At 34.8% G+C, this 23,182-nt stretch carries 17 protein-coding genes and 1 riboswitch; of the genes, 14 read left to right on the top strand and 3 right to left on the bottom strand.

Annotated elements, in window-relative coordinates:
• Positions 1–36: 36 nt before the first annotated feature.
• The 6 genes from EG348_RS05815 to EG348_RS05790 all read left to right on the top strand — a co-directional run bounded on the left by EG348_RS05815 (position 37) and on the right by EG348_RS05790 (position 6,426).
• The gene (locus EG348_RS05815; RefSeq protein ID WP_123981504.1) at positions 37–1,686 is read left to right on the top strand and encodes a DNA repair protein RecN; all 1,650 of its coding nucleotides are present in this window, start codon (positions 37–39) and stop codon (positions 1,684–1,686) included.
• A gap of 122 nt (positions 1,687–1,808) precedes the next feature.
• Positions 1,809–3,203, top strand: coding sequence for a DUF5687 family protein (locus EG348_RS05810; protein ID WP_262696708.1), 1,395 nt, complete (start codon positions 1,809–1,811; stop codon positions 3,201–3,203).
• A gap of 1 nt (position 3,204) precedes the next feature.
• Complete coding sequence (locus EG348_RS05805) at positions 3,205–3,927, top strand: ABC transporter ATP-binding protein (RefSeq protein ID WP_123981500.1); 723 nt, start codon at positions 3,205–3,207, stop codon at positions 3,925–3,927.
• 265 nt (positions 3,928–4,192) lie between these two features.
• The gene (locus tag EG348_RS05800; RefSeq protein WP_123981498.1) at positions 4,193–4,759 is read left to right on the top strand and encodes an RNA polymerase sigma factor; all 567 of its coding nucleotides are present in this window, start codon (positions 4,193–4,195) and stop codon (positions 4,757–4,759) included.
• Positions 4,740–5,354 (top strand): hypothetical protein, encoded by a 615-nt coding sequence (locus EG348_RS05795; RefSeq protein WP_123981496.1) that lies wholly within the window; start codon positions 4,740–4,742, stop codon positions 5,352–5,354. Before EG348_RS05800 ends, EG348_RS05795 begins: the two co-directional genes overlap by 20 nt.
• A gap of 31 nt (positions 5,355–5,385) precedes the next feature.
• Positions 5,386–6,426 (top strand): outer membrane beta-barrel protein, encoded by a 1,041-nt coding sequence (locus EG348_RS05790; RefSeq protein WP_123981494.1) that lies wholly within the window; start codon positions 5,386–5,388, stop codon positions 6,424–6,426.
• An 83-nt stretch (positions 6,427–6,509) separates the two neighbouring features.
• On the opposite strand, the gene fumC is transcribed toward EG348_RS05790, so the two are convergent.
• Together fumC and EG348_RS05780 are read right to left on the bottom strand one after the other, a co-directional pair.
• Entirely contained in the window at positions 6,510–7,904 is a 1,395-nt protein-coding gene (fumC, locus tag EG348_RS05785) for a class II fumarate hydratase (RefSeq protein ID WP_123981492.1), read from the bottom strand.
• Positions 7,905–7,909: 5 nt separating this feature from the next.
• Positions 7,910–8,362: a hypothetical protein gene (locus tag EG348_RS05780; RefSeq protein ID WP_123981490.1), complete on the bottom strand. Its 453-nt coding sequence runs from the start codon at positions 8,360–8,362 to the stop codon at positions 7,910–7,912.
• A gap of 176 nt (positions 8,363–8,538) precedes the next feature.
• Here EG348_RS05780 and EG348_RS05775 point away from each other — a divergent pair, with 176 nt between their 5' ends.
• Both EG348_RS05775 and EG348_RS05770 read left to right on the top strand, forming a co-directional pair.
• On the top strand, positions 8,539–10,146 hold the full coding sequence (locus EG348_RS05775; protein ID WP_123981489.1) for a fumarate hydratase: 1,608 nt from the start codon (positions 8,539–8,541) through the stop codon (positions 10,144–10,146).
• Positions 10,147–10,329: 183 nt separating this feature from the next.
• Complete coding sequence (locus EG348_RS05770) at positions 10,330–10,611, top strand: hypothetical protein (RefSeq protein ID WP_123981487.1); 282 nt, start codon at positions 10,330–10,332, stop codon at positions 10,609–10,611.
• Between the two features lie 98 nt (positions 10,612–10,709).
• Here the strand turns inward: EG348_RS05770 and EG348_RS05765 are convergent, their stop codons facing one another.
• The gene (locus EG348_RS05765) at positions 10,710–11,579 is read right to left on the bottom strand and encodes a helix-turn-helix transcriptional regulator (RefSeq protein ID WP_164463258.1); all 870 of its coding nucleotides are present in this window, start codon (positions 11,577–11,579) and stop codon (positions 10,710–10,712) included.
• A 151-nt stretch (positions 11,580–11,730) separates the two neighbouring features.
• Between EG348_RS05765 and EG348_RS05760 the strand changes: the two genes are divergently transcribed.
• From EG348_RS05760 to EG348_RS05735, 6 genes are all read left to right on the top strand, one after another.
• Positions 11,731–13,794, top strand: a complete 2,064-nt coding sequence (locus tag EG348_RS05760; protein ID WP_123981483.1) for a T9SS type A sorting domain-containing protein — start codon at positions 11,731–11,733, stop codon at positions 13,792–13,794.
• A 236-nt stretch (positions 13,795–14,030) separates the two neighbouring features.
• The gene (locus tag EG348_RS05755; protein ID WP_123981480.1) at positions 14,031–16,865 is read left to right on the top strand and encodes an alpha-amylase family glycosyl hydrolase; all 2,835 of its coding nucleotides are present in this window, start codon (positions 14,031–14,033) and stop codon (positions 16,863–16,865) included.
• A 130-nt stretch (positions 16,866–16,995) separates the two neighbouring features.
• Positions 16,996–17,102: riboswitch (SAM riboswitch) on the top strand.
• 96 nt (positions 17,103–17,198) lie between these two features.
• On the top strand, positions 17,199–19,640 hold the full coding sequence (locus EG348_RS05750; protein ID WP_123981478.1) for a TonB-dependent receptor plug domain-containing protein: 2,442 nt from the start codon (positions 17,199–17,201) through the stop codon (positions 19,638–19,640).
• Positions 19,641–19,732: 92 nt separating this feature from the next.
• Positions 19,733–21,034: an APC family permease gene (locus tag EG348_RS05745; protein WP_123981476.1), complete on the top strand. Its 1,302-nt coding sequence runs from the start codon at positions 19,733–19,735 to the stop codon at positions 21,032–21,034.
• A gap of 212 nt (positions 21,035–21,246) precedes the next feature.
• Positions 21,247–22,332: a peptide chain release factor 1 gene (gene prfA / locus EG348_RS05740; protein WP_123981474.1), complete on the top strand. Its 1,086-nt coding sequence runs from the start codon at positions 21,247–21,249 to the stop codon at positions 22,330–22,332.
• Between the two features lie 93 nt (positions 22,333–22,425).
• Positions 22,426–23,103, top strand: coding sequence for a hypothetical protein (locus EG348_RS05735; protein WP_123981472.1), 678 nt, complete (start codon positions 22,426–22,428; stop codon positions 23,101–23,103).
• The last annotated feature ends 79 nt before the right edge of the window (positions 23,104–23,182 follow it).

Genomic DNA, 23,182 nt, shown 5'->3' with positions numbered 1-23,182 from the left:
TCTATATTTGCATTACCTAAAGTAACTGCTACATCAATGCTTTCGAGAATTTACATTAAAAATTTTGCCCTTATTGATACGTTAGATGTATCATTACACAATGGTTTACAAGTAATAACCGGTGAAACCGGTGCGGGTAAATCTATTATTTTAGGTGCCCTTAGACTTATTTTAGGAGAAAGGGCAGATGTGAAATCTATTTCAAATGCAGCCGAAAAAAGCATTGTTGAAACTGAATTTAACCTAAATAATCAGTTCAAAAAATTCTTTATAGAAAATGATCTCGATTATGAGCATCAAACCATTATCCGCAGAGAAATTTCTCCTGCAGGCAAATCTAGAGCGTTTATTAATGATGTTCCGGTAACGTTGGATGTTTTAAAAGAATTGTCTTCACAGCTTATCGATATTCATTCACAATTTGAAACTTCAAATCTTTTTACATCAGAATATCAATTTAAAATCATTGACGGACTTTCCGAAAATAAAAAAATCGTTGAAGAATATCAGCATGAATTTTTAGAATTTCAGAGCTTAAAAACTCAGCTAAAAAAATTGCAGACTCAACTTTCAGAAAGTAATAAAGAAAGTGATTACAAACAGTTTTTATTAAATGAACTGGAAGAATTGAATCTGGATGATGTTGATTATGAAGAATTAAAAAATATGCTTTCTGTTCAGGAAAATGCAGGAATGATCTCCGAAAATCTGGCTCAGGTTTTATCTAGATTTCATCAGGAAGAAATCGGGATTTTATCTTTCTTTAATGAAGCAAAAAATAAATTATCTAAAATTTCTGAGGTCTCAAACAGCTTTTCTGAGCTAGACCAAAGATTGGAAATATCTTTTGTAGAATTAAAAGATATCATTTCCGAACTCGAAAACGAGTCTGAGAAAATTGAAATTAATCCTGAGAATCTTGCTTCACTTTCCGAACTGAATAATAAGCTCAATGCTTTATTTATTAAGCATAACGTTTCTGATGTTTCTGAATTAAAAGAAATCAGAGATCAATTATCTGGAGAACAGCAAGGTGCATCAGAATTAGAATCAAATATTATAGAAATTGAAGAAAATATTTCTAAAAAAGAAAAATCTCTTCAATCTCTTTCCGAAAAGCTTTCGAAAAACAGAAAGAAAAGTGTTCCTGTTTTCATTAAAAAAGCAGAAAGCTTACTTAAAAAACTAGGTCTTGAAAAAGCTAAAGTTGATATTGAACTTCAGGATACTTCAGAATTTAATCAATTTGGGAAAGAGAATATTCAATTGCTGTTTCAAGCCAATTCTGGGTTTCCTTTAAAACCTATTCAGACAGCTATTTCCGGCGGTGAAAGATCTCGAGTAATGTTGGCTGTCAAAAAAATCATTGCTGAAAGTGATGAGCTTCCAACGCTTATTTTAGACGAGATAGACAGTGGAGTTTCAGGGAAAGTAGCCGAAGAAATCGGAAATCTGATGCGCGAAATGTCTCAGGACATGCAGTTGATCGTTATTTCTCACTTGGCACAGGTTGCGGCAAAAGGAAATAATAATTACAAAGTGGTAAAACAGGACGTTTCCGGCAAAACTCAATCTACCATTGTTCCTTTGAGTGATGATGAAAAATTGAACGAAATTGCTCAATTACTTTCAGGAAGTAAAATTACTGAAGCGGCTTTGGCGCAGGCGAAAGAATTAATTGGCTAAAAATCTGTAACATATTTTGCATTCTACTTACTAATGTAAAAAAGTAAGCTATGTTTGTAAAGTTCCTAAGGTTAGAAATAAAAAGTTTTTTTCGTGGTACTTCTGTTGGGGTAAATTTGGCCATGAAAATTTTCCGATTTATAGGGATTCTTTATTTTATGGCATGTTTGGTAGGAGGGGCTTTTGCTGTTTTTTATCTGATTCAAAACAAAATGAATGCTGGTCCTATAAAAGTAGTTTCAAAATTCATGATTATTTTTTGGGCGGTTGATTTGATTGTCAAATATATGTGGCAGGAAATGTCTACCCAAAACATAAAACCATTTCTTACGCTGAATATTTCTAAGAAAACATTGGTCAATTACATGTTGATCAAAACATTTTTATCAGCTTTTAGTTGGCTTAATTCTTTGTTTTTCATTACGTTTTCTATCATCGCGCTATTCAACGGATACGGATTTTTACAAGTTTTGAGCTGGTTTATAGGAGTTTCTCTACTTTTCTATCTTAATAATTTTATCAATATCCTTTTTAATAATAAAGAAACGGTAGCAATTGTTGTCGGTTCTATATTCATAGGATTGGGGCTTTTGACGTATTATAATATCATTCCGCTTCTATCTTACTCTGAAGCCTTTTTCTATGGTTTTTATACGAAACCTTATTTAATTTTAATACCGATTGTTTTGTTTTCAGGACTTTGGTGGATTTGTTTTAAACATGTTTTTCAGGAATTTTACTTGGATCAAGGATTAGAAGCGAAAAAAGAGATCGGAAGAACAGAAAATATTGCCTTTTTAAATAAATATGGTGTACTCGGAACGTTTATTAATAACGATATCAAGCTGTTAAGACGAAATAAAGTGGCCAAAGGAATTATTTTGGGAAGCTTTCTGTTTATATTTTACGGATTATTGATGTTCTCTTCTCCGGTCTACAAAACACCTTATATGATGATGCTTATGGGACTTTTTGTGACGGGAGGTTTCCAATTTTTGTTTGGGCAAAGGGTTCCGGCTTTCGACAGCTCTTATTATCCTTTAATGATGACTCTAAATGTTCCTTACAAAGAATATTTAAAAGCAAAATGGTGGTTAATGAATATTGTAACAGGAGCTTCAATTATCATTGCTATATTTTATGCCTATTGGGGTTGGGAGATCTACATTACTTTCTTCGCAGCTGGACTCTATAATATTGGAGTTAATTCACAATTTACGCTGTGGTCAGGAGCTTTTAATAAAACTCAGATAGACCTGAATTCCAGAGAAAAAAGGATTGGCCAGAAAAACAGTTTCAATATGAAAGCTTTGTTGTTATTAATTCCAAAAATGCTTTTACCGATGGCTGTATTCGGAGCTTCAAAATATTTCTTCGGAATGACTGTCGGTGTGGTAAGTATAGCTATTTTAGGATTAATTGGATTTTTATTGAGAGAAAAAATATTCGATACCATCGTAAGACACTATAAAAAAGAGAAATACAGTACGTTAGACGCATTCAAAAACAAAGGTTAATATGATTACTATAAATAATTTATCTAAAACATACGGAACTGCGACTGTTCTGAATATTGAAAATATTGAAATTCCTAACGGCGAAACGTTCGGTCTCGTCGGAAATAACGGAGCCGGAAAAACTACGCTTTTCAGCTTAATGCTAGATCTGATTCAGGCTACAACAGGCTCTGTAAGCATTGACGAAATTAAAGTAAGCGAATCCGAAGCATGGAAAAGCAAAGTTTCAGCTTTCGTGGACGATACTTTTTTAATTGGGTATCTGACACCGGAGGAATATTTTTATTTTATCGGTGAATTGAGAGGACAGAATAAAGCTTCTGTGGATGAGTTTTTGAAACAGTTTCATGATTTATTTAATGGAGAGATTCTAAATTCCGGAAAATACGTTCGTGATCTTTCGAAAGGAAATCAGAAGAAAGTAGGAATTGTAGGCGCAATTATCGGAAATCCTGAAATTATTATTTTGGATGAGCCTTTTGCCAATTTAGATCCTTCTACACAGATTAAACTGAAGAATTTAATTAAAGAATTGTCGAAGCAGGATGGAGTGACGTTCCTTATTTCTAGTCACGATCTTTCGCATACGACAGAAGTTTGCAATAGAATTGTGGTAGTAAATAAAGGGCAAATGGTGAAAGATATTCAGACCAATCCTGAGACTTTGAAAGAATTGGAACAGTATTTTGCGGATCAGGTTTCAACTCCGACTGAGGCAATTTAATTCAAAATTTTACTCTTTTACGAAAAAATAAGCTGAAACAGAGTAAATAGATATAAAAGGTCAGAACATTTTTCTGACCTTTTTGTTTTTGAAACCTTTAAGTTTTGATTGTTTAATTTATTTTTTACAATCATTTTATTTATAGATTTTTGCATTTGCTTATTGAATGGGAGAAATATTAATTCAAAATCTTTTTTAATAAAAATATATTTTTGTGTAACCTTTTGAGGTTTTCGTTGTCTTTACAATAGAAACAGTTTTAAGAATGAAAATTTTGTTCGGAAATAAGAAAGAAGATTTGCTGAGCCGTCTTAAGAAACAAGATCCGGCTGCTCAGAAGGTTTTCTATGAGCAGAACGTTAATAAATTCCTGAGCGTGGGCAAAAGCTACATCACAGACCTGTATCAGGCGGAAGACTGTATCATCAAAGCTTTCTGTAAAATTTTTAAACATATTGAAGGTTTTCGTGGTGATGGTAATCTCGAAGGATGGGCAAAAAGAATTGTGGTGAATGAATGTCTTAATTTTATAAAAAGCCACAAAACGGTTTTTTACATAGACGATATCAACCCTTCTTTTTTGGTAGAAGCTCAGGACGATGAAATTTCCGTTGATTTTGATGCTCAGGAACTGTTGAATCAGCTTCCGGATGCTTACAGAATGGTTTTCAACTTGTACGTTCTGGAAGGCTACTCGCATCAGGAAATTTCTGATACATTACAGATTTCGCTGGCGGTAAGCAAGACGCAACTGTTTCGAGCTAAAGAGAAGTTAAGAGTACTTTATCTTCAACAACAAAAAACAATGAAAAATGAACACGCAAAAGGATAATTTAGAACATCAGATAAAAAAACAGATAGAAGAAAGAGAAATCGCTCCTTCAAGAGATCTTTGGTCTGAAATTGAATTACAGAAAGAGCAGAAAAAATCTACATCTTATATGAGCTGGGTTTGGGCTGCTGCATGTATCGTTCTTGCTTTTGGTTTGGGATTCGTTCTTTTTTCAAATCCTTCAGATAAAGGAAAAACTCAACATACAGAAATTGCTGAGATAAAAAATGATCCTGCTCATGAGAAATCTTCTGAAGAAGTACATGAAAATACAGAGCCGGTTTATGCAGATAAAAATACAACTCCCAAAAATAAGGATGTTTCAACTAAAATTACCGATGAAGTTCAACCTTCAAAAGTTTTAGCAGAACAGAAACAAATACTTCAGCAAAAAGAAGGGCTACAAATGGTTTTTCCCCAGCTTCCTAAAATTAAAACTGAACAAATTATGGCTCAGGCAGATTCTGCAAAGATTCCTGCGAAAAGAAAAAAATATGTAGATCCTTCCACATTACTTTTTTCTGTTGAACATAAAGATGTTATTGAAAAAACTAAAGAAAGCAACGTCGCAAGCGTTGATCTGAACGCAAAATAAAAACTCATTTTAACAATAAAAAATTAATAATATGATCAAGAAAATTATCATGATGGGATTCCTATGTGCATTATCCACATCAGCGTATTCACAGAGAAAATCATTATCAGTAAATCTTCAGTCAAAAAATGATACCGAGGTAAGCCCAATTGTAAAGGAGAAAGTAGATGAATATGCCAAAAAAATAGATGCTATCATTCAGGAAGAGAAAAAGCTGATGGAAGCAGAATTAGTTACTCTTCAGTCAAAAAACCTTGACAAAACTGAGTTTGATAAACAAAAATCACTCATTGCTGATCGTTTTTCCGAAAAAATTGATACGAGAATTGAAGAATTGGGTTTTGATCTTGACAATGTCATTCAAAAGCAGGTAAGATATTCCCTTCTTAACTCTGATATTGCATCTAATGAAGAGTTAAAAGCACAATTGATGAAAAAATTCAGACCAACGAAAAGCCTTTCAGGATATTTTTCTTACGGAATCATGAATCTTACGAATAATAAAGCTGATAACGATTTAGATAAAAACTTAGGATACGCCGGAAATTTTGAATTTGGTTTTAAACTTAATTATCAATTTGGAAGAACAAGTCCATGGGGATTGATTTCAGGAATTGGTTTTTCTTGGAGGACTTTAAATATTGACAACAATATGTTTTTCATGAAAGATCTTAATGCCAATCCTGTCCTGGTTCATTATGAAAATGGATTGAGTAAAAGTAAGCTTAGAACGGGATACATTATGGTTCCGCTCGGAATTCAGTATAATTTTTCGAAGATCAAAAACGCCGGGATGGATGTTGAGTATAGAGATTATAATAAAGGTTTCAAAGTGGGAGCGAATGTTTATGGTGGAGTAAAAATGGCTACCAATAATATTGTCAAAGGAGATGGAATCAGTGACAGAGATAGAAGTAATTATCAGGTGAGTCCTTTTATCTATGGAGGGCAGTTCACGGTTTCTTACAATGAATTCAGCATTTTTGTGAAAAAAGATTTCGGAAATTTCTTTAAAAACGGAAATTTTGAGAACGATAAAGCTTTAATTTTTGGGATAGCACTTTGGTGGTAAAAGACACATAACCATTCATATATAAAAAAACGCTGGGAAAAATTTCTCAGCGTTTTTACAATATAATAATTAAATCTAGTTTTCTATTTTAAACTTCCTACCATATCTTCCGGCTTCACCCACTCGTCAAATTGTTCAGGAGTTAAAAGTCCAAGATTTACTGCTTCTTCTTTCAACGTTGTTCCGTTTTTGTGAGCTGTTTTTGCTATTTTTGCTGCATTTTCATAACCAATGTGTGTATTCAAAGCAGTTACCAACATCAAAGATTTATCAACCAATTCTTTGATTCTTTCATTGTTAGGTTCAATTCCAACAGCGCAATGATCATTAAATGAAATACAAGCATCGGCAATTAACTGTGCAGATTGCAAGAAATTATAAGCCATCACCGGTTTGAAAACATTCAACTCATAATTCCCTTGAGTTCCAGCGAATGAAATTGTCGTATCATTTCCTAAAACCTGAGCGCAAACCATTGTTAACGCTTCATTTTGGGTTGGATTTACTTTTCCGGGCATAATGGATGAACCCGGCTCGTTTTCCGGAATATGAATTTCACCGATTCCTGAACGAGGGCCAGAAGCCATTAATCTGATATCCTGAGCAATTTTAAATAAAGAAACGGCCAATTGCTTTAAAGCTCCGTGAGATTCAACAATAGCATCGTGAGCCGCCAAAGCTTCAAATTTATTTTCAGCGGTTACGAATGGAAGATTGGTGAATTTTGCAATATATTCAGCTACTTTTACATCATAACCTTGAGGTGTATTTAAACCAGTTCCAACCGCCGTTCCTCCCAAAGCAAGCTCAGAAAGGTGAGGTAACGTGTTTTTTAAAGCTTTTAAACCATAATTTAACTGAGCAACATATCCTGAAAACTCCTGTCCTAAAGTCAGTGGAGTAGCATCCATTAAATGCGTTCTTCCGATCTTTACAATATCTTTAAATGCTTCTGATTTTTCTTTTAAAGTATCTCTTAACTTTTCAACAGCAGGAATCGTTGTTTCCACTACTTTTTTGTACGCTGCGATGTGCATTGCGGTTGGATAAGTATCGTTGGATGATTGTGATTTATTCACGTCATCATTAGCATGAACTTCAGATTTGTCACCTAAATTTCCTCCGTTGTTGACGTGCGCTCTGTTAGAAATAACTTCATTCACATTCATGTTAGATTGCGTTCCAGAACCTGTTTGCCAGATGACCAAAGGAAATTGATCGTTTAATTTTCCTTCTAAGATTTCTTCGCAAACTTTAGCGATCATATCTCTTTTTTCTGCAGGAAGAACTCCCAAATCGGTGTTGGTGAAAGCCGTCGCTTTTTTTAAATAAGCAAAAGCTTCAATAATTTCGTGGGGCATTGAACCTTCAGGACCAATCTTAAAATTGTTTCTGGAACGTTCCGTCTGTGCTCCCCAAAATTTATCAGCAGGCACTTGCACTTCACCCATGGTGTCTTTTTCTATTCTGTAATTCATATTATTTATTTGATTTTTTCTTTTGTTAGTATAATATCCTTTATGTCCTCCATATTCACTGTCACATCATCCATTATCCAACATGTTGGGCCAACTGATTTTAAGTTTAATTTGATATTGTTTTCTGGCAAATCGGAAATTGTTATAGTTCCTTTGGAAAAGATGCATTTTTTAAAGCGTAATGAAGAAACTTTAGCTTCTTTTATATTGATAATGAATTCATTTTTTTCGTTTGTTGATATATCATATTTTTGTACAATAAACTTTACATTTTGAAAATTAATAAATGAAAATGTAAAAGAATTTTGGCTGTTTTTCACCACTTGAAATTTAATTGGATCTTCTCCAATTTTTCCTACCCAAGTTCCTGAAAGTTTGGAAATGTTATCTAGTTTTTTCTGAGCAAAACTATTATTGCAAATAGCAAGAAAGAAAAGTATGATTAAAATATTTTTCATTGATCTTAAATAATTATTGCTTTTAGAAACTTTTATGGCTAAAAATATGTTTCTATAAAATTAATCATAAACTCAGAATCCCGCAATTTATAATCATTATAAATATCAATTCAAGTCACTGATTTTACTCATGCTTTTTTGTGTAACGCGTATTTTTGCATCAAGAAAAAATTGAAATGGAATTTAGATATCAGGATCCGTACCCGATTCAAAAGGACGATACGGTTTATAAAAAGTTGACTTCAGAGTATGTAAAGGTTGAAAAACTGGGAGACAGAGAAATTTTAACCGTTGATCCAAAAGGATTGGAATTATTGGCTGAAGAAGCTATGGCCGATGTTTCTTTTATGCTTCGTTCTTCTCACCTGGAAAGCTTGAAAAGAATTATCGATGATCCTGAAGCTACAGACAATGACAGATTCGTTGCTTATAATTTATTACAGAATGCTGCTGTAGCGGTGGAAGGAGCGTTGCCTTCTTGCCAGGATACAGGAACGGCAATAGTAATGGGTAAAAAAGGAGAGAACGTTTATACAGGGGTTGATGACGGTGAATATTTAAGCAAAGGAATTTACAATACATACCAAAAAAGAAACTTAAGATATTCTCAGGTCGTTCCTTTGAACATGTTTGATGAGAAAAATTCTGGTTCAAACCTTCCGGCACAGATTGATATTTATGCTAAAAAAGGAGATTCTTACGAGTTTTTATTCTTAACAAAAGGAGGAGGTTCCGCCAACAAAACTTTCTTATATCAAAAAACGAAATCTTTACTAAACGAAAAATCTCTTGAAGCTTTTGTAAAAGAGAGAATTTCAGACTTAGGAACAGCTGCTTGTCCGCCTTACCATTTAGCTTTAGTTATTGGTGGGACTTCTGCTGAAGCGAATTTAGCAACCGTAAAAAAAGCATCTGCAAAATATTATGACAATCTTCCGACAGAAGGAAATGAAGCTGGTCAGGCTTTCAGAGATCTGGAATGGGAAGCTAAAGTTCAGAAAATCTGCCAAGAAAGCGCTATTGGAGCACAGTTTGGTGGTAAATATTTAACTCATGATGTCAGAGTTATCAGACTTCCTCGTCATGCGGCTTCTTGCCCGGTTGGGATGGGAGTTTCTTGTTCTGCAGACAGAAATATCAAAGGAAAAATTACTAAAGAAGGTATTTTCTTAGAGCAATTGGAGGAAAATCCGAAAAGATTCTTACCCGCAACACCTCCACATCTGGAAGAAGCGGTTGAAATTGATTTGAATAAACCAATGCCGGAAATTTTAGCAGAGCTTTCAAAATATCCAATCAAAACAAGATTAAAATTAAACGGAACATTAATCGTTGCAAGAGATATCGCTCACGCAAAAATCAAAGAATTGTTGGATGCCGGAAAACCGATGCCTGAATATTTCAAAAATCATCCAATTTATTACGCCGGACCTGCAAAAACTCCTGAAGGAATGGCTTCAGGAAGTTTCGGACCAACGACTGCGGGAAGAATGGATGTTTACGTAGACGAATTCCAAAGTCATGGCGGAAGCATGGTGATGTTGGCAAAAGGTAACAGAACAGCGGATGTTACTAACGCTTGTCACAAATATGGTGGATTCTACATTGGATCGATCGGCGGACCTGCTGCAATTTTAGCACAAGACAATATTTTGTCTGTTGAGGTGGTCGATTTCCCTGAATTAGGGATGGAAGCGGTAAGAAAAATTGAGGTGAAAGATTTCCCTGCATTCATCATCACCGATGATAAGGGAAACGATTTCTTCGCAAATCTTGCCCATTAAATATTTAGAAGTTAACGATATTGATTAGAAATCCTGACATCAGCTATAAGTCTAATTTCTAACATCTAATATCTAACTTCTCCATCAATTAGTTTAAAATAAAAATAAATAATGAAAATAGGGCGCTGATCTTTTGTTTAAAAAAGAAAAAAGTTCTATTTTTGCCTAAAATATATAAGAAAAATGATGTTATCAGCATTTTGGCCGTTTTATCAGTTCCTTTGGACAATCTACTTTGTTACAATGTTCCTTGTAGGATTCTGGTGTATCTTTATGTTTTTTGGATTGGTAATCCCAATGTGGTTAAGTGAAGGTTTAATGGAATACTTCGGTAAAGTAAAACCTTTTGATCCGGAAGATATCAGAAGAAAAGAACTGAATGAGCAAAAAGGAGTTGAAGTAATCTTCAACAGCCCTAAAGGACACGGACCTTTCTTACACGATAGTCACGGACATCATCATTAATTGATTGTCATTGCTTTTTCACCTGAATTCTGAAAAAGTAATATCAAAGCAAAACAACATATATAAACCACTTAATTTATTAGGTGGTTTTTCTGTTTTTATCCGTTTCTTAAGGTTTCTGGGGATACTCCGAATTTTTTCTTAAATGCTCTTGTAAAGTTTTGTACGTATTCATAGCCGCATTCAATGGCAATTTCTTTGATCATGATTTCTTTATCAATGATCATTTTTTTAGCTTTAAGCATTCTTAGTTCAGAAAGATAATCAGTAACAGTGATGTGATATTGAGCTTTAAACTCTTTTCTTATTTTGTTTTGATTAATTCCTATCAGTTTTCCTATCTCTTCAACTTTTATATTCTTGTGAAAATTTTCATCAACGAATTTTTTAATAATTGATGGTGTTTTTGGTGAAGTTTCGATCGTATTTTTTTCATTGAATTGTTCAAAAATTAAAATCAGAAGTTTGATAATCTTCGCTTCAATAAATAATTTCTGCATCACACCTCTTTTAGAATAACTTACAATTTCCCTTAAAATGATATGCATTTCAACGGTCATATTCGGCGGTGTTTCTTTGTGAAGAAAAATATAATTGTTTTCGATCATATTTTCCAGAATTTCTGCACTTTCTCGATTAGATTCAGGATTAATCAGATTAAATATATACTGATAATTGATCTGGATTTGAAGATATTTTAAAACTTCCTGATTTTCCGTCCAAAGTTCCGCAGTACTTTCCTGAGATGAATAATGAAGGATATATTGATTTTTCTTGAATGCATAATGAGTACCACAATCATGAGCTTCCAAATGACTGTTGGGGCTCAATAAAAATATTAGATTAAAGCTCGATTTACCCTCGATCATATTCGATCTGGAAAACTTTTCAGAAGATGAGTCTTCCTGCATTACAATTTTAATGTCTTCGGATCTGAACAATAATCCATTTTTAGATTGATTCTTCATACGAGAGGTTTTTACGGGCATGGTACAATTTAAAATGAAAGTAGGGCATCAGATAACAAATAGTTCGGAAATGATAACTCAGGGTTAATGATGTCAACTAATTTTGCGCAAAATTAAATTAAATTTAGAATAAATAAAAATAATATTCATTATGTTCGGAAATTTATATTTTGCGATTAAAAAAATTGGGGTGGGATTAGGGTTGCTTACTGTCCCAGGTAGTTACTCTTACGCACAGCAATGGGAGAATGTTGGGTCGGTGCAGCCGATTTCGGCAGCAGGAACTAGCCACAATAATTTGGTGGTAGACAATTCGGGAAATTATTTTATTTCTTATTATGATTCATCTGTAACAAAAGGTTCTGTACAAAAATTTAACGGAACTTCTTGGTCTTATGTTGGTGGAAGTGCCGGAATTACATCAGGAATAGCATTGTACAACTCTTTATCTGTTGATAATACGGGAAATGTATATTATACAAATCAGGGAACAGGATTAGAAGTTCGTCAGTTTACCGGGAGTGCTTGGTCTCAATTGCCAAGTGCAACAACAAGTACGGTCAATTACCATGCTTCTGCTATATCTCCGTCGAATGTATTATTCACTTTTGGTACTCATAATTCAGGAACGGTTCAGCGTTATGTGAACGGAGCTTGGGAACAGGTAGGAAATACAGGTTTCTCTAACGGAGCTTCCTTTGCGAAAATTGTGATCGGAACTAATAACAAAGTGTATACTTGTAATGTAGCAAGTGGAGTAAGAGTCTATGAAAATACAACGACTGCTACCACTTCTGACAACTGGGTATTGACGGGCGGAAGTATTGTGGATGCTTCATCTTCAGGAGAAAATTATACATCAGATATAGCAATTGATGCTAATAATAATCTTTATGTTGCGTATGTTTCAAACTCTGCAAATTCAAGAAAAGTAAATGTTAAGAAATTTGACGGAACTTCTTGGATACAAGTAGGAAACGCTTATTTCTCTTCAGGTGGTGTGCAACATGTTGCGATCGCTGTTACTTCTGCTGGTGAGCCTTATGTTGTAGCAAGCCGTTGGGAAAATGATGACCTATTGAGAAACACAGTTTACAAATTAGATAATGCTACACAAACATGGGGAACTTTAGGAGGTAATTTCCTTTCTGACGGACAGGCAACTTTTAATGACCTGTCGATCGATAAGGTGAATAATTATCTTGTTTTAGCTTATACAGATGGAGGTTTAAAAATAAAAAGAATTTCTTTAGGCAGCACAACTCAGCTTTGTAATAATACAGATCCGGGAGCTAATATTGGTGATTTAGGTTGTGTTACTTTTACGTATAAAGGACAGCCTGTAACGTATACAACGGTAAGAGGATCAGACGGAAAAGTTTGGCTTCAGCAAAACTTAGGTAGTGCACAAGTAGCAGCTTCTCAGGCAGATGTAGATTCTTATGGAGATCTTTTCCAGTGGGGAAGATGGGATGATGGTCATCAGGCAAGAAACTCATCTACTGTTACTGCTCCTTCAACAAATAATCCAAGTGCATTGGCGGGGGTTACTTCATTTATTATTGGTTCCAGTGGAAGCTCATGGTGGGGAACAAATGCATCAAGCGACCAATGGACAGCGAATAATGCAGCAGCAGTAAATCAAGCAATCGGAGCAGATCCTTGTAAAGCAATCGGACAGGGTTGGAAAATGCCTTCTCAGGCAGATTGGATGTCAGCAATAAATGCAGCTTCTATAAGCAATCCAACTTCAGCTTTTAACAGCAAATTAAAATTACCTGCAGGAGGATACAGAGGAAGTACAGATGGTAGTTTTACCTATGTAGGACAGAGAGGTTATTTCTGGAGTTCAGATGTAGCAAGCACAGGTGGAAAATATCTTTATGTAGGAACTACCATTGCAAATCCATCTTCCGGAGCTCCAAGAGGTCAGGGTGCTTCTGTAAGATGTATTAAAGATTTTACTGGTTTAAGTACTTCAGATATTAAACTTAATACAGTAGGAATTTATCCAAACCCAACCAACGGAATTCTTTATATCAAAGCAGATTCAGCGATTGAAAATGTAAATGTAATGAATGTTGTAGGGCAGAAAATTAATGTTAGATTCTCTAATGATCAGATCGATATGCAAGGACTTCCAAAAGGAATTTACATTGTAGAATTGAAATTAAAGAACGGACAGACTTTCTCTAAAAAAATCAGCAAAAACTAAAGTCCATAGATATTTGATTGATGAACAAAAGGCTTTTTTAAGGCCTTTTGTTTTACATATTAGTTCATTATTAAATTGCAGAAACCCGATGTGTATGATAAAAATATACATCGGGTTTTGTTTTATAAAATTGATAAGTCCCGAATAACTAAAGTGTGAAATTTTATAGTTAAAAGAGCTAATTTCTCAAAAAATAATTTACATTCGTATAGTATTAATAAAAAAAACAAACTTTTATGAGGAAATTTTATTCGAGTGTATTGTTGTTTATGACCGTCCTTATTTTTGGGCAGATAAGCTATACAGTTACACCAAATCCGTTCAATGAGACGGATCAGATTACATTAACGATATCCGGAAGCCAGATCGATGAATCTGCTTGGGGACTTGCGAATAATGCTGTTTATATGTGGACCTGGTCTTTAGATACCAATTACAGCAATAGTCAAAATTGTCCTACCAATGGGAGCTGGGGAGATTCTAATGACTTAAATAAATTAAGTTATAATTCAACAGCAGATACCTATTCTTTGACATTTACTCCGACAACGTTTTATAACAGAACGGGAATCGGAAGATTCGGGTTTTTGTTGAAAGATAAAACGGGAAGTCACCAGACATCAGATACTTTTGTAAATGTTGGAATTTTAAATTTAAACTTAACCAATCCTTTAGCGAACAGTTTGACATCGGTTCCGGTGGGAAATTCTGTTAATGTGACGGCTACAACCAATGTTAATTCAACATTTCAGTTGAAAGCTAACGGAACAGTTGTAAATTCTACTTCAACGCCTTCTGCTTCATATTCTTACAGTTATACCGTAACTGCAGATGCGAATATGGAATTGATTGCTACAGATGCCAATTCAAATACTAAAAATGCAACATTCATTTTACAAACACCGAGAAATGTTATTTCTGAAGCCATTCCGACATGGATAAAGCAGGGGATTAACTATCATCCGACAGATAATACCCGAGTTGGTCTTGCGTTGTATGCTCCGTTTAAAAATTTCGTTCATGTGATCGGAAGCTTCAATAATTGGGTTGTGGATGATGCTTATTTAATGAAAAGAGATACCACAAATCCTGATCTTTATTGGATCGAATTAACGGGGATTACGCCTTCTCAATTATATACCTTCCAATACAGAACCAACGATCTTAGAAAAGTAGCAGATCCTTTTTCTCCACAAATATTGTCTTCTTATGATGATCAGTGGATTTCGGCTACAACCTATCCAAATTTACCTGCGTTTCCTGCAGGACAGGGCTTTGAGGTTTCTATGTTTAAAACAGGACAGGCTCCTTACAACTGGCAGACTACAAACTTCCAGAGACCAAACAAAGAAAATTTAGTGGTATATGAATTGTTGCTTAGAGATTTTACTCAGGAAAAAAACTGGCAGTCATTAATCAATAAAATTACGTATTTAAGAAATTTAAAGATCAACGCAATTGAATTGATGCCGATCATGGAATTTGAAGGGAATCTTTCCTGGGGATACAACACTTCATTCCATTATGCTTTGGATAAAGCTTACGGAACTCCCGAAAAATTCAAGGAGTTTGTAGACTTATGCCATCAAAACGGAATTGCAGTCATTCTGGATGTTGCTTTTAATCATGCGACAGGACGTTCTCCGTTGGTAAGACTTTGGAATGTTGATCCGGATGGAGATGGTTACGGTGATGTTGCTCCAAATAACCCATATTTTAATACAGTTCCGAAACATTCGTATAATGTTTTCAATGATTTTAACCATACAAGCCCATCAACTAAATATTACGTTGAAAGAACATTGCAACAATGGTTGACAGAATATCATATCGACGGTTTCCGTTGGGATCTTACAAAAGGCTTCACGCAAAGCTGTTCTGAGAATGATGAAGCTTGTACCAATGCTTATCAGCAGGATAGAGTAGACATCATGAAATATTATGCCGATAAACAGTGGGCAATTGATCCGAATTCTTATATGATCTTCGAACATTTAGGAACAGATGCAGAAGAGCAGCAATGGGCAAATTATAGAGTTGCAGAAGGAAAAGGCATAATGCTTTGGAATAATCAAAATGGCGCGTACAACCAAAATACGATGGGCTACAAAGAAAACAGCAGCTTTGACAGAATGAATCATACGCTTCACGGTTTCACCAATATGCATGCGGTTGGATATGGAGAAAGCCATGACGAAGAGAGATTAATGTTTAAAAATCTTGCTTATGGAGCTGTAAACGGAGCTTATGATGTTAAAAATCTGAATACTGCGCTGAACAGAATGAAAACTTTCGGAGCAACATTCTTCACAATTCCCGGCCCAAAAATGATCTGGCAGTTTGGCGAATTGGGCTATGAATTCAGCATCAACAGATGTGGAGACGGATCTATCAACAACGGTTGCAGAACAGATGAAAAACCAATTGCTTTTTCTTTAGGTTATGACACAAACGCAAACAGAAAAGCGGTTTATGATACTTGGGCTCAGATTATCAATCTTAGAAGTTTGTATCCGGTTTTCAAATCAAAAACATATTCTGTAGAATCAAACAATCTTACCAATGATCCGAATGGATTAATTACAAGAATTTATGTATACGATAACGCGGCGAGTACTGTTCAGAATGTTGTAGTTATAGCCAATTACGATACCTCTGCAAAAGATGTGGTACCATATTTTCCATACACAGGACAATGGAAAAATTTAATGGATAATACGATTTCAAATATCACTTCTACAACAGCTCCGATCAATCTTCAGCCGGGAGAATTTAGAATTTTCGGAAATTATACCGGAACTTTATCTACAGTTGACGTAAATGCAGAAAATAAATTATCGCTTCAAATCGCAGACAATCCTGTGAAAAATGGTTTGGCGAAACTAATTTATCATAAAGCTAAAAACGGCGAAATTGCAATCTATGACATGAGTGGCAAAAAAATGGATTCATTTAAATTAAAAAATGAAAATGGAACTTATGAATTAAAAGCCAATTATTCTGCCGGAATGTATCTGGTTCATTTAAAATCAGAAACCGGAGTTGCTATCCAGAAGATGATTATTAAATAAATATATTTTAAATAAAGAGAGAGAGGTAATGAAAATTATCTCTCTTTTTATTTACGGTATAATTCACATTTTAACACTTCGAAATTCACAAATTTTTGCAGTTTTAAATTATTAATCTACCTTTGCAGTAGATTTATCAAGAAAGGTGGAGGGATTTGGCCCTGTGAAACCTTAGCAACCGACACAATTCCAGCGTGTAATGGTGCTAATTCCAACCCGATTGAGGGTAGATAAGTGAAGCAATATTCTAAATATTCATTCCATTTCTTGACAATCTTTGTTGGCGGATTTTTGTCCGTCAGGGTTTATTATTAATTTTGCAAAAAACAAAAGATGAAGAAACTAAGCATATCAGTATTATTGCTTGGAGCGGTTTTCGTATCGGCTCAGGAACTTGAAAAAGAAAAACAAATTGAAGACGTCATTATTGTCGGAAACCGAAATGCTAAAAGAACAAAACTAGAAACTCCTGTTCCGGTAGATGTTATCAATATTGAAAAAATACAAAAATCGGCACCTCAAACGACGGTTCAGGATCTTTTAAACTATGTAATTCCGTCTTTTAATGCGGTGAGACAATCTGCGTCTGACGGAACTGAACATATTGATCCTATGACTTTAAGAGGAATGGGACCTGACCAGGTTTTGGTTTTGGTGAATGGAAAAAGAAGACATACAACATCTCTGGTTAATTATCAAAATACAGTAGGAAACGGTTCTGTTGGGACAGATTTAAGCACAATTCCGGTGATTGCAATAGACAGAATTGAAGTCCTAAGAGACGGAGCCGCTGCTCAATACGGTTCTGATGCCATTGCAGGAGTTATTAATATTATTCTTAAAAAAGATATTGGCGCTTCGGCAAGTTTAAACTATGGATTATCAGGGAGAAATGATGGCGAAACGTATCAGGGAGCAGTTAATTACGGAACTTCTTTAGGAAAAGATAAAAGTTACATCAACTTATCATTACAATTAAGTCAGAGAGGAAAAACAACGAGAACGCAGAATCACGATTTAGATATTTTCGGAGATAATTTTGCCTATGAATTTGCTGATGATCCTGATGGAGCAAGAGCTTCTGACGACGAAATTATCAGACAAAGAGGCTTAACCCGAGACGATTTCAATTTCCAGATCGGTGATGCTCAGATAAAACAGGGTCAGTTGTTTTTCAATGCAGAATATCCTTTTAATGATCATTTTAAGCTCTATACTTTTGGAGGCTTCAGCTTAAAAGAAGGTGTGGGATTTGGTTTCAGAAGACTTCCAAGTGAGAAAGATAATATCGTTTCTTCAATTTATCCAAATGGCTTTCAGGCTAATTTAAAATCTCAAGTGTACGATCTTTCTTACGCTGTCGGAACGAAATATAATCTCAACGATTGGTTTTTCGACCTGAGCAATACTTTCGGAAGCAATACATTTAATTATAACGTTGACAATACCAATAATGCTTCTTTAGGCGCGAAATCTCCGACAAGTTTCTATGCGGGAGCCCACAGCTTTCTCCAAAACACCATAAATCTTGATGTTTCTAAGAATTTAAATAATTTCAATATTGCTTTCGGAGGAGAATTTAGGTTTGAGGAATATCAAATCAAGGCTGGAGATGAAGCATCTTATGCGAGATATGATATCAATGGAAATATTGCAACGCCCGGATCTACAGTTATTGGAAATGGTGGATCACAGTCTTTTATGGGCTTTTCTCCCGACAATGCTTTGAAAAAATCAAGACATTCTACAGCAGTTTATGCAGATGTTTCCTACGATTTAGATAAAAAATTAAATATCGATGCTGCTGCAAGGTTTGAAAATTATTCCGACTTCGGAAATACGTTGAATGGAAAATTAGCCATTAGATATGAATTCATAAAAAATTACGCGATTCGTGGAGCGGTGGGAACAGGCTTCAGAGCGCCATCTCTGCAACAGCAATATTTTAATAACTCGTATGCTGATATTTCAACTTCAGGAATCGGAATTGTTAGAAAAGGGATATTTACGACAGACAGTAAAGCGGCTGAGGTTCTTGGTTTTGATAAATTAAAACAGGAAACTTCTGTCAACGGAAGTCTTGGATTTACTTTAAAGCCTGCCAAAGGACTTTTCATCACCTTGGACGGATATTGGATTGGTGTAAAAGACAGAATCGTTATCACCAGCAACATCACGGATGAAAGATTGTCAGATCCTGAGTTGGTCGGTGAAAATAATGTTGCAGAAAGCGGAAGATTCTTCGCCAACGCGATTGATACGGAAACAAAAGGTGTTGATTTAGTAGTTTCCTACGACTGGAAATTGGCTGGAGGAAATTTAAACATCAATTTAGCCGGAAATTACACCGAAACCAAGATCACAGACTTCCATTTTCCTCAGAACTTAGGAACTCCTCAGAACGAATTTTTCGGGCCGGATCAAATTAATATTATTGAAACTCTTTCTCCGAAAGCAAAAGCGACTTTAGGTTTGAATTACGGGATTGGTAAATTCAATTTCTTAGTTAGAAATACGTATTTTGGCAAGGTCATCAGAGACGGATATCCTTTCGGAGGGGTTCAGGAGTTTGCTCCTAAAATTGTAACGGATGTCAGCGTTGGTTATGATATTACTAAAAATGTAAACCTTACGATTGGAGCCAACAATTTATTGGATGTTTTCCCTGATCTGCAGATCTATGAAAATTCTTATTACGGAGTTTTCAAATACGCGCCGGTTCAGATGGGAACATTGGGAAGTTATTTCTTCGGAAGAGTTAATTTTAATTTTTAATTAAATGAAGAATATAAATGAAACTGTAAAAGATATATTGACCCAATTTCACGTCTTTTTTCTTTACTCTATGTTCTTAAAGTCTATATAAAATGAGCACTACTTCACATCAAATAGGCTGGAAAACAGCAGTCGCCATCGTTGTATCCAATATGATCGGGACGGGGATTTTTACGACCTTAGGTTTCCAGCTGGTAGATGTTACCAATACGTATAGTATTTTTTTGCTTTGGATGATTGGTGGGGTATTGGCTCTATTTGGAGCGTTCTGTTATGCAGAATTGGGATCTCATTTTAAAGGAAATGGTGGAGACTTTATTTATCTTAAAGAAACATATCATCCACTTTTAGGCTATTTGGTGAGCTGGATCTCTTTGATAATCGGCTTTTCTTCGCCTGTAGCTTTGGCGGCTTTGGCAATGTCAAAATATCTTTCGGCCTTTGATTTTACTTTTGGAACCTGGTTTTCGGTTGTCGTCATCTTTTTGGTGGCGCTGTCTTTATCATTTAGTTTAAAAGCTTCAAGTCGGTTTCATAACTTTTTTACGTTTATAAAAATTGCTTTTATCATTGTTTTGATCATTTTAGGTGTTGTCCTTTCTGAACCCCAAATTGGAAATAGTCTAAGTTTTACAGATAGCTGGAAAGACGAAATGATGCTTCCTGCCTTTGCAACCTCTTTGGTTTTCGTAACCTATTCATATACAGGTTGGAACTCTGCCTCATACATTGCAGGAGAAATTAAAGATGTTCAAAAAAATCTTCCCAAAGCATTGATCGTAGGAACAGTTTTCGTAACGGTTTGCTATATTTTGATCAATTACATTATGTTGAAACATGCTCCGATCCACCAATTGGCAGGAAAAGAAGATGTAATGAGGGAAGCAGCAAATAATATGCTTGGTCATTCTTTTGGAAAAATAGTAAATGTTTTTATTGCCTTACAATTGGTCGCTACGATCAGTGGTTATTTATGGGTAGGTTCGAGATTGACGCAGGCTTTTGCGAAAGAAAACCGATTATGGAAATCTTTATCAGTCAATAACAAAAAAGGAATCCCGGTTCGGGCAATTTTTGCGCATGCAGTTATCGCGACTTTGATTATTCTGACAGGAAGTTTTAAAGAAATTTTTGTCTATACCTCGTTTATTCTTCAATTGTTTGCAACATTGGCAATTTCTACAGTTTTCTTTCTTAAAAAGAGTGACAGGAAAATATTCAAATCCAATTTATTCTATATTTTTCCGAGTGTTTTTATGTTATTCAGTCTCTATATTTTATATTTTACGTTGATTCATAATCCTAAAGAAAGTCTTATCGGATTAGGCATAATAGCCTTAGGAATTGTTCTGTATTTGATTGATAAAAAACTTTCTAAAAATATTTCTGAATAATTTTTAGTCAAAATTTCCAGTCTTGAATTTTTCGTTCTTTTGTTTCAAGACAAAAAGACTTAAATAAAAATATATGTGCATTATTTTAAAATCCGAAAAAGAAAATATCTATCTATAGACAAAATAATAAATATCAAATAGTTACAGTTTATCCAAAGACTATTGAGTATTGAATTAATAATTCTTATCTTTGCATCCACAAAATTTCTACAATGTCTAAGTCGTTAATTCCAAAATTAGAAGCTATAAAACAAAGATATAATGAGGTAGCAGACCTTATTATACAGCCTGATATCATTTCAGATCAAAAAAAATATTCTTCATTAAATAAAGAATACAGCGATTTAGGAAAAATTGTAAGAGTTTACGATCAGTATAAAAACGCTTTAGATAATATTGCAGAATCTGAGGAAATCATCGCTGACGGGTCAGACAGAGACTTGGTCGATATGGCTAAAGAAGAAAAAGTAGAAGCTCAGGGTAAACTTCCAGGTTTGGAAGAAGAATTGAAAGTACTTTTGATTCCTAAAGATCCAACCGATGATAAAAACGTAATCGTAGAACTTCGTGCCGGAACCGGTGGAGATGAAGCTGCTATTTTCGTGGAAGATGTTTACAGAGCCTATGCAATGTTCTTTAAGACTAAAGGGTGGAAGCATGAAATAACAGATTCTAGTGAAGCTGCAAAAGGTTATAAAGAACTCATTTTAAAGATTGAAGGAGACGGTGTTTATGGAATCATGAAATTTGAGTCCGGCGTTCACCGTGTACAACGTGTTCCTGAGACAGAATCTCAAGGTAGAGTGCATACTTCTGCAATTACCGTTGCCGTTTTACCGGAAGCTGAAGAAATCGATTTTGAATTAAATCCTGCAGATATCGAAATGCAGACTTCCCGTTCAGGTGGAGCGGGTGGACAAAACGTAAACAAGGTTGAAACCAAAGTACAGTTGACCCACAAACCTTCAGGAATGGTAGTTGTATGTCAGCAGGCACGTTCTCAGTTGGCAAACAGAGAATTGGCGATGGAAATGCTTCGTACCAAATTATATGATATCGAAGTACAGAAATCTGTCGGAGATATTGCTGCACAACGTAAATCGATGGTTTCTACAGGTGACCGTTCTGCAAAGATCAAGACCTACAACTATCCTCAAGGAAGAGTTACCGATCATAGAATCAACAAATCGATGTATAATCTTGATGCCTATATGAATGGTGATATCTCTGAAATGATCGACGCCGTGATCATGGCAGAAAATGCCGAGAAGATGAAAGGTGAAGAAGAAAATTACTAATACGAAAATAAAATAAATCAAGCTCTTGTGAATCAAGAGCTTTTTTTTGGGCATAAAAACTATGAAAATTTCAAAAATAATTAATTAAACATTATGGGACGAATTAAAGGTATGCTGTTTTTACTGCTAATATTTTGTGTCAAAAACCTAAGCGCGCAATCAACTGTTTTAAAGCCTAATAAAGTATTCGGATTATACTTTGATACTTTTGTGAAGCATGATGATAATGCTTTAAATAGCCTCAATACATATCTTAAAAATTTTGTGGGTGAAGAGGGGATCTATAAAAATGATGTGGAAATGGCCTACCAAGAAGAATTGAAAGGTTTAACGAATCTTTTTCTTTCAGGATTTCCCGAAAAGATAGGTGAAGAATGCCGTCAGGATGCCAAAAACTATTTTGCTGCATTATTTGACAGATACAAAACAGCCACTTATACGATAAAAAATATGGAGACGATGAGAAATGACTACTCTCAGAGTCAGGATATTTCTGAGGTTTTTTATGATGTAATGATCAAAGTTCCTTCGAAAGTTACAATCATAGATCTTAAAAATGTAAAAAAGATCAGTGCTAAAGAATTAAAAGGATATCTGAAAAATTTAACGAATGAGCTTGTGAATGCAGATAAAGAGATTTCACTTTCAGAGAAGTTTAATTTATACCAGATATATAAAGGAAGTGACGTTTTTTATTGGAACGGAGGCCCTCAGGAACTCTTATGGAAACTGAATAATTTTTATTTTAAGAATATCAATTCCGGGAAATAATCATTCAATTATAATACAAAAGCAGTCGGTTTCGGCTGCTTTTTTTGTTAGTAATAATTTCCAAAACCTGCAACAGGTA

The sequence above is a fragment of the Chryseobacterium sp. G0201 genome, assembly GCF_003815655.1.
Lineage (GTDB): Bacteria > Bacteroidota > Bacteroidia > Flavobacteriales > Weeksellaceae > Chryseobacterium.
Note: the sequence above shows the minus strand (reverse complement) of the source record. Positions and strands in the feature narration are given on the sequence as shown.

Excerpts from the sequence above, each read along its gene's own strand:
- EG348_RS05765 (WP_164463258.1), bottom strand. The coding sequence starts at position 11,579 with ATGAAGAATCAATCTAAAAATGGATTATTGTTCAGATCCGAAGACATT.
- EG348_RS05735 (WP_123981472.1), top strand. The coding sequence starts at position 22,426 with ATGGGACGAATTAAAGGTATGCTGTTTTTACTGCTAATATTTTGTGTC.
- fumC (WP_123981492.1), bottom strand. The coding sequence starts at position 7,904 with ATGAATTACAGAATAGAAAAAGACACCATGGGTGAAGTGCAAGTGCCT.
- EG348_RS05815 (WP_123981504.1), top strand. The coding sequence starts at position 37 with ATGCTTTCGAGAATTTACATTAAAAATTTTGCCCTTATTGATACGTTA.
- EG348_RS05780 (WP_123981490.1), bottom strand. The coding sequence starts at position 8,362 with ATGAAAAATATTTTAATCATACTTTTCTTTCTTGCTATTTGCAATAAT.
- EG348_RS05810 (WP_262696708.1), top strand. The coding sequence starts at position 1,809 with ATGAAAATTTTCCGATTTATAGGGATTCTTTATTTTATGGCATGTTTG.
- EG348_RS05745 (WP_123981476.1), top strand. The coding sequence starts at position 19,733 with ATGAGCACTACTTCACATCAAATAGGCTGGAAAACAGCAGTCGCCATC.
- EG348_RS05755 (WP_123981480.1), top strand. The coding sequence starts at position 14,031 with ATGAGGAAATTTTATTCGAGTGTATTGTTGTTTATGACCGTCCTTATT.
- EG348_RS05790 (WP_123981494.1), top strand. The coding sequence starts at position 5,386 with ATGATCAAGAAAATTATCATGATGGGATTCCTATGTGCATTATCCACA.
- EG348_RS05805 (WP_123981500.1), top strand. The coding sequence starts at position 3,205 with ATGATTACTATAAATAATTTATCTAAAACATACGGAACTGCGACTGTT.
- EG348_RS05795 (WP_123981496.1), top strand. The coding sequence starts at position 4,740 with ATGAACACGCAAAAGGATAATTTAGAACATCAGATAAAAAAACAGATA.
- EG348_RS05775 (WP_123981489.1), top strand. The coding sequence starts at position 8,539 with ATGGAATTTAGATATCAGGATCCGTACCCGATTCAAAAGGACGATACG.
- EG348_RS05800 (WP_123981498.1), top strand. The coding sequence starts at position 4,193 with ATGAAAATTTTGTTCGGAAATAAGAAAGAAGATTTGCTGAGCCGTCTT.
- prfA (WP_123981474.1), top strand. The coding sequence starts at position 21,247 with ATGTCTAAGTCGTTAATTCCAAAATTAGAAGCTATAAAACAAAGATAT.
- EG348_RS05750 (WP_123981478.1), top strand. The coding sequence starts at position 17,199 with ATGAAGAAACTAAGCATATCAGTATTATTGCTTGGAGCGGTTTTCGTA.
- EG348_RS05760 (WP_123981483.1), top strand. The coding sequence starts at position 11,731 with ATGTTCGGAAATTTATATTTTGCGATTAAAAAAATTGGGGTGGGATTA.
- EG348_RS05770 (WP_123981487.1), top strand. The coding sequence starts at position 10,330 with ATGATGTTATCAGCATTTTGGCCGTTTTATCAGTTCCTTTGGACAATC.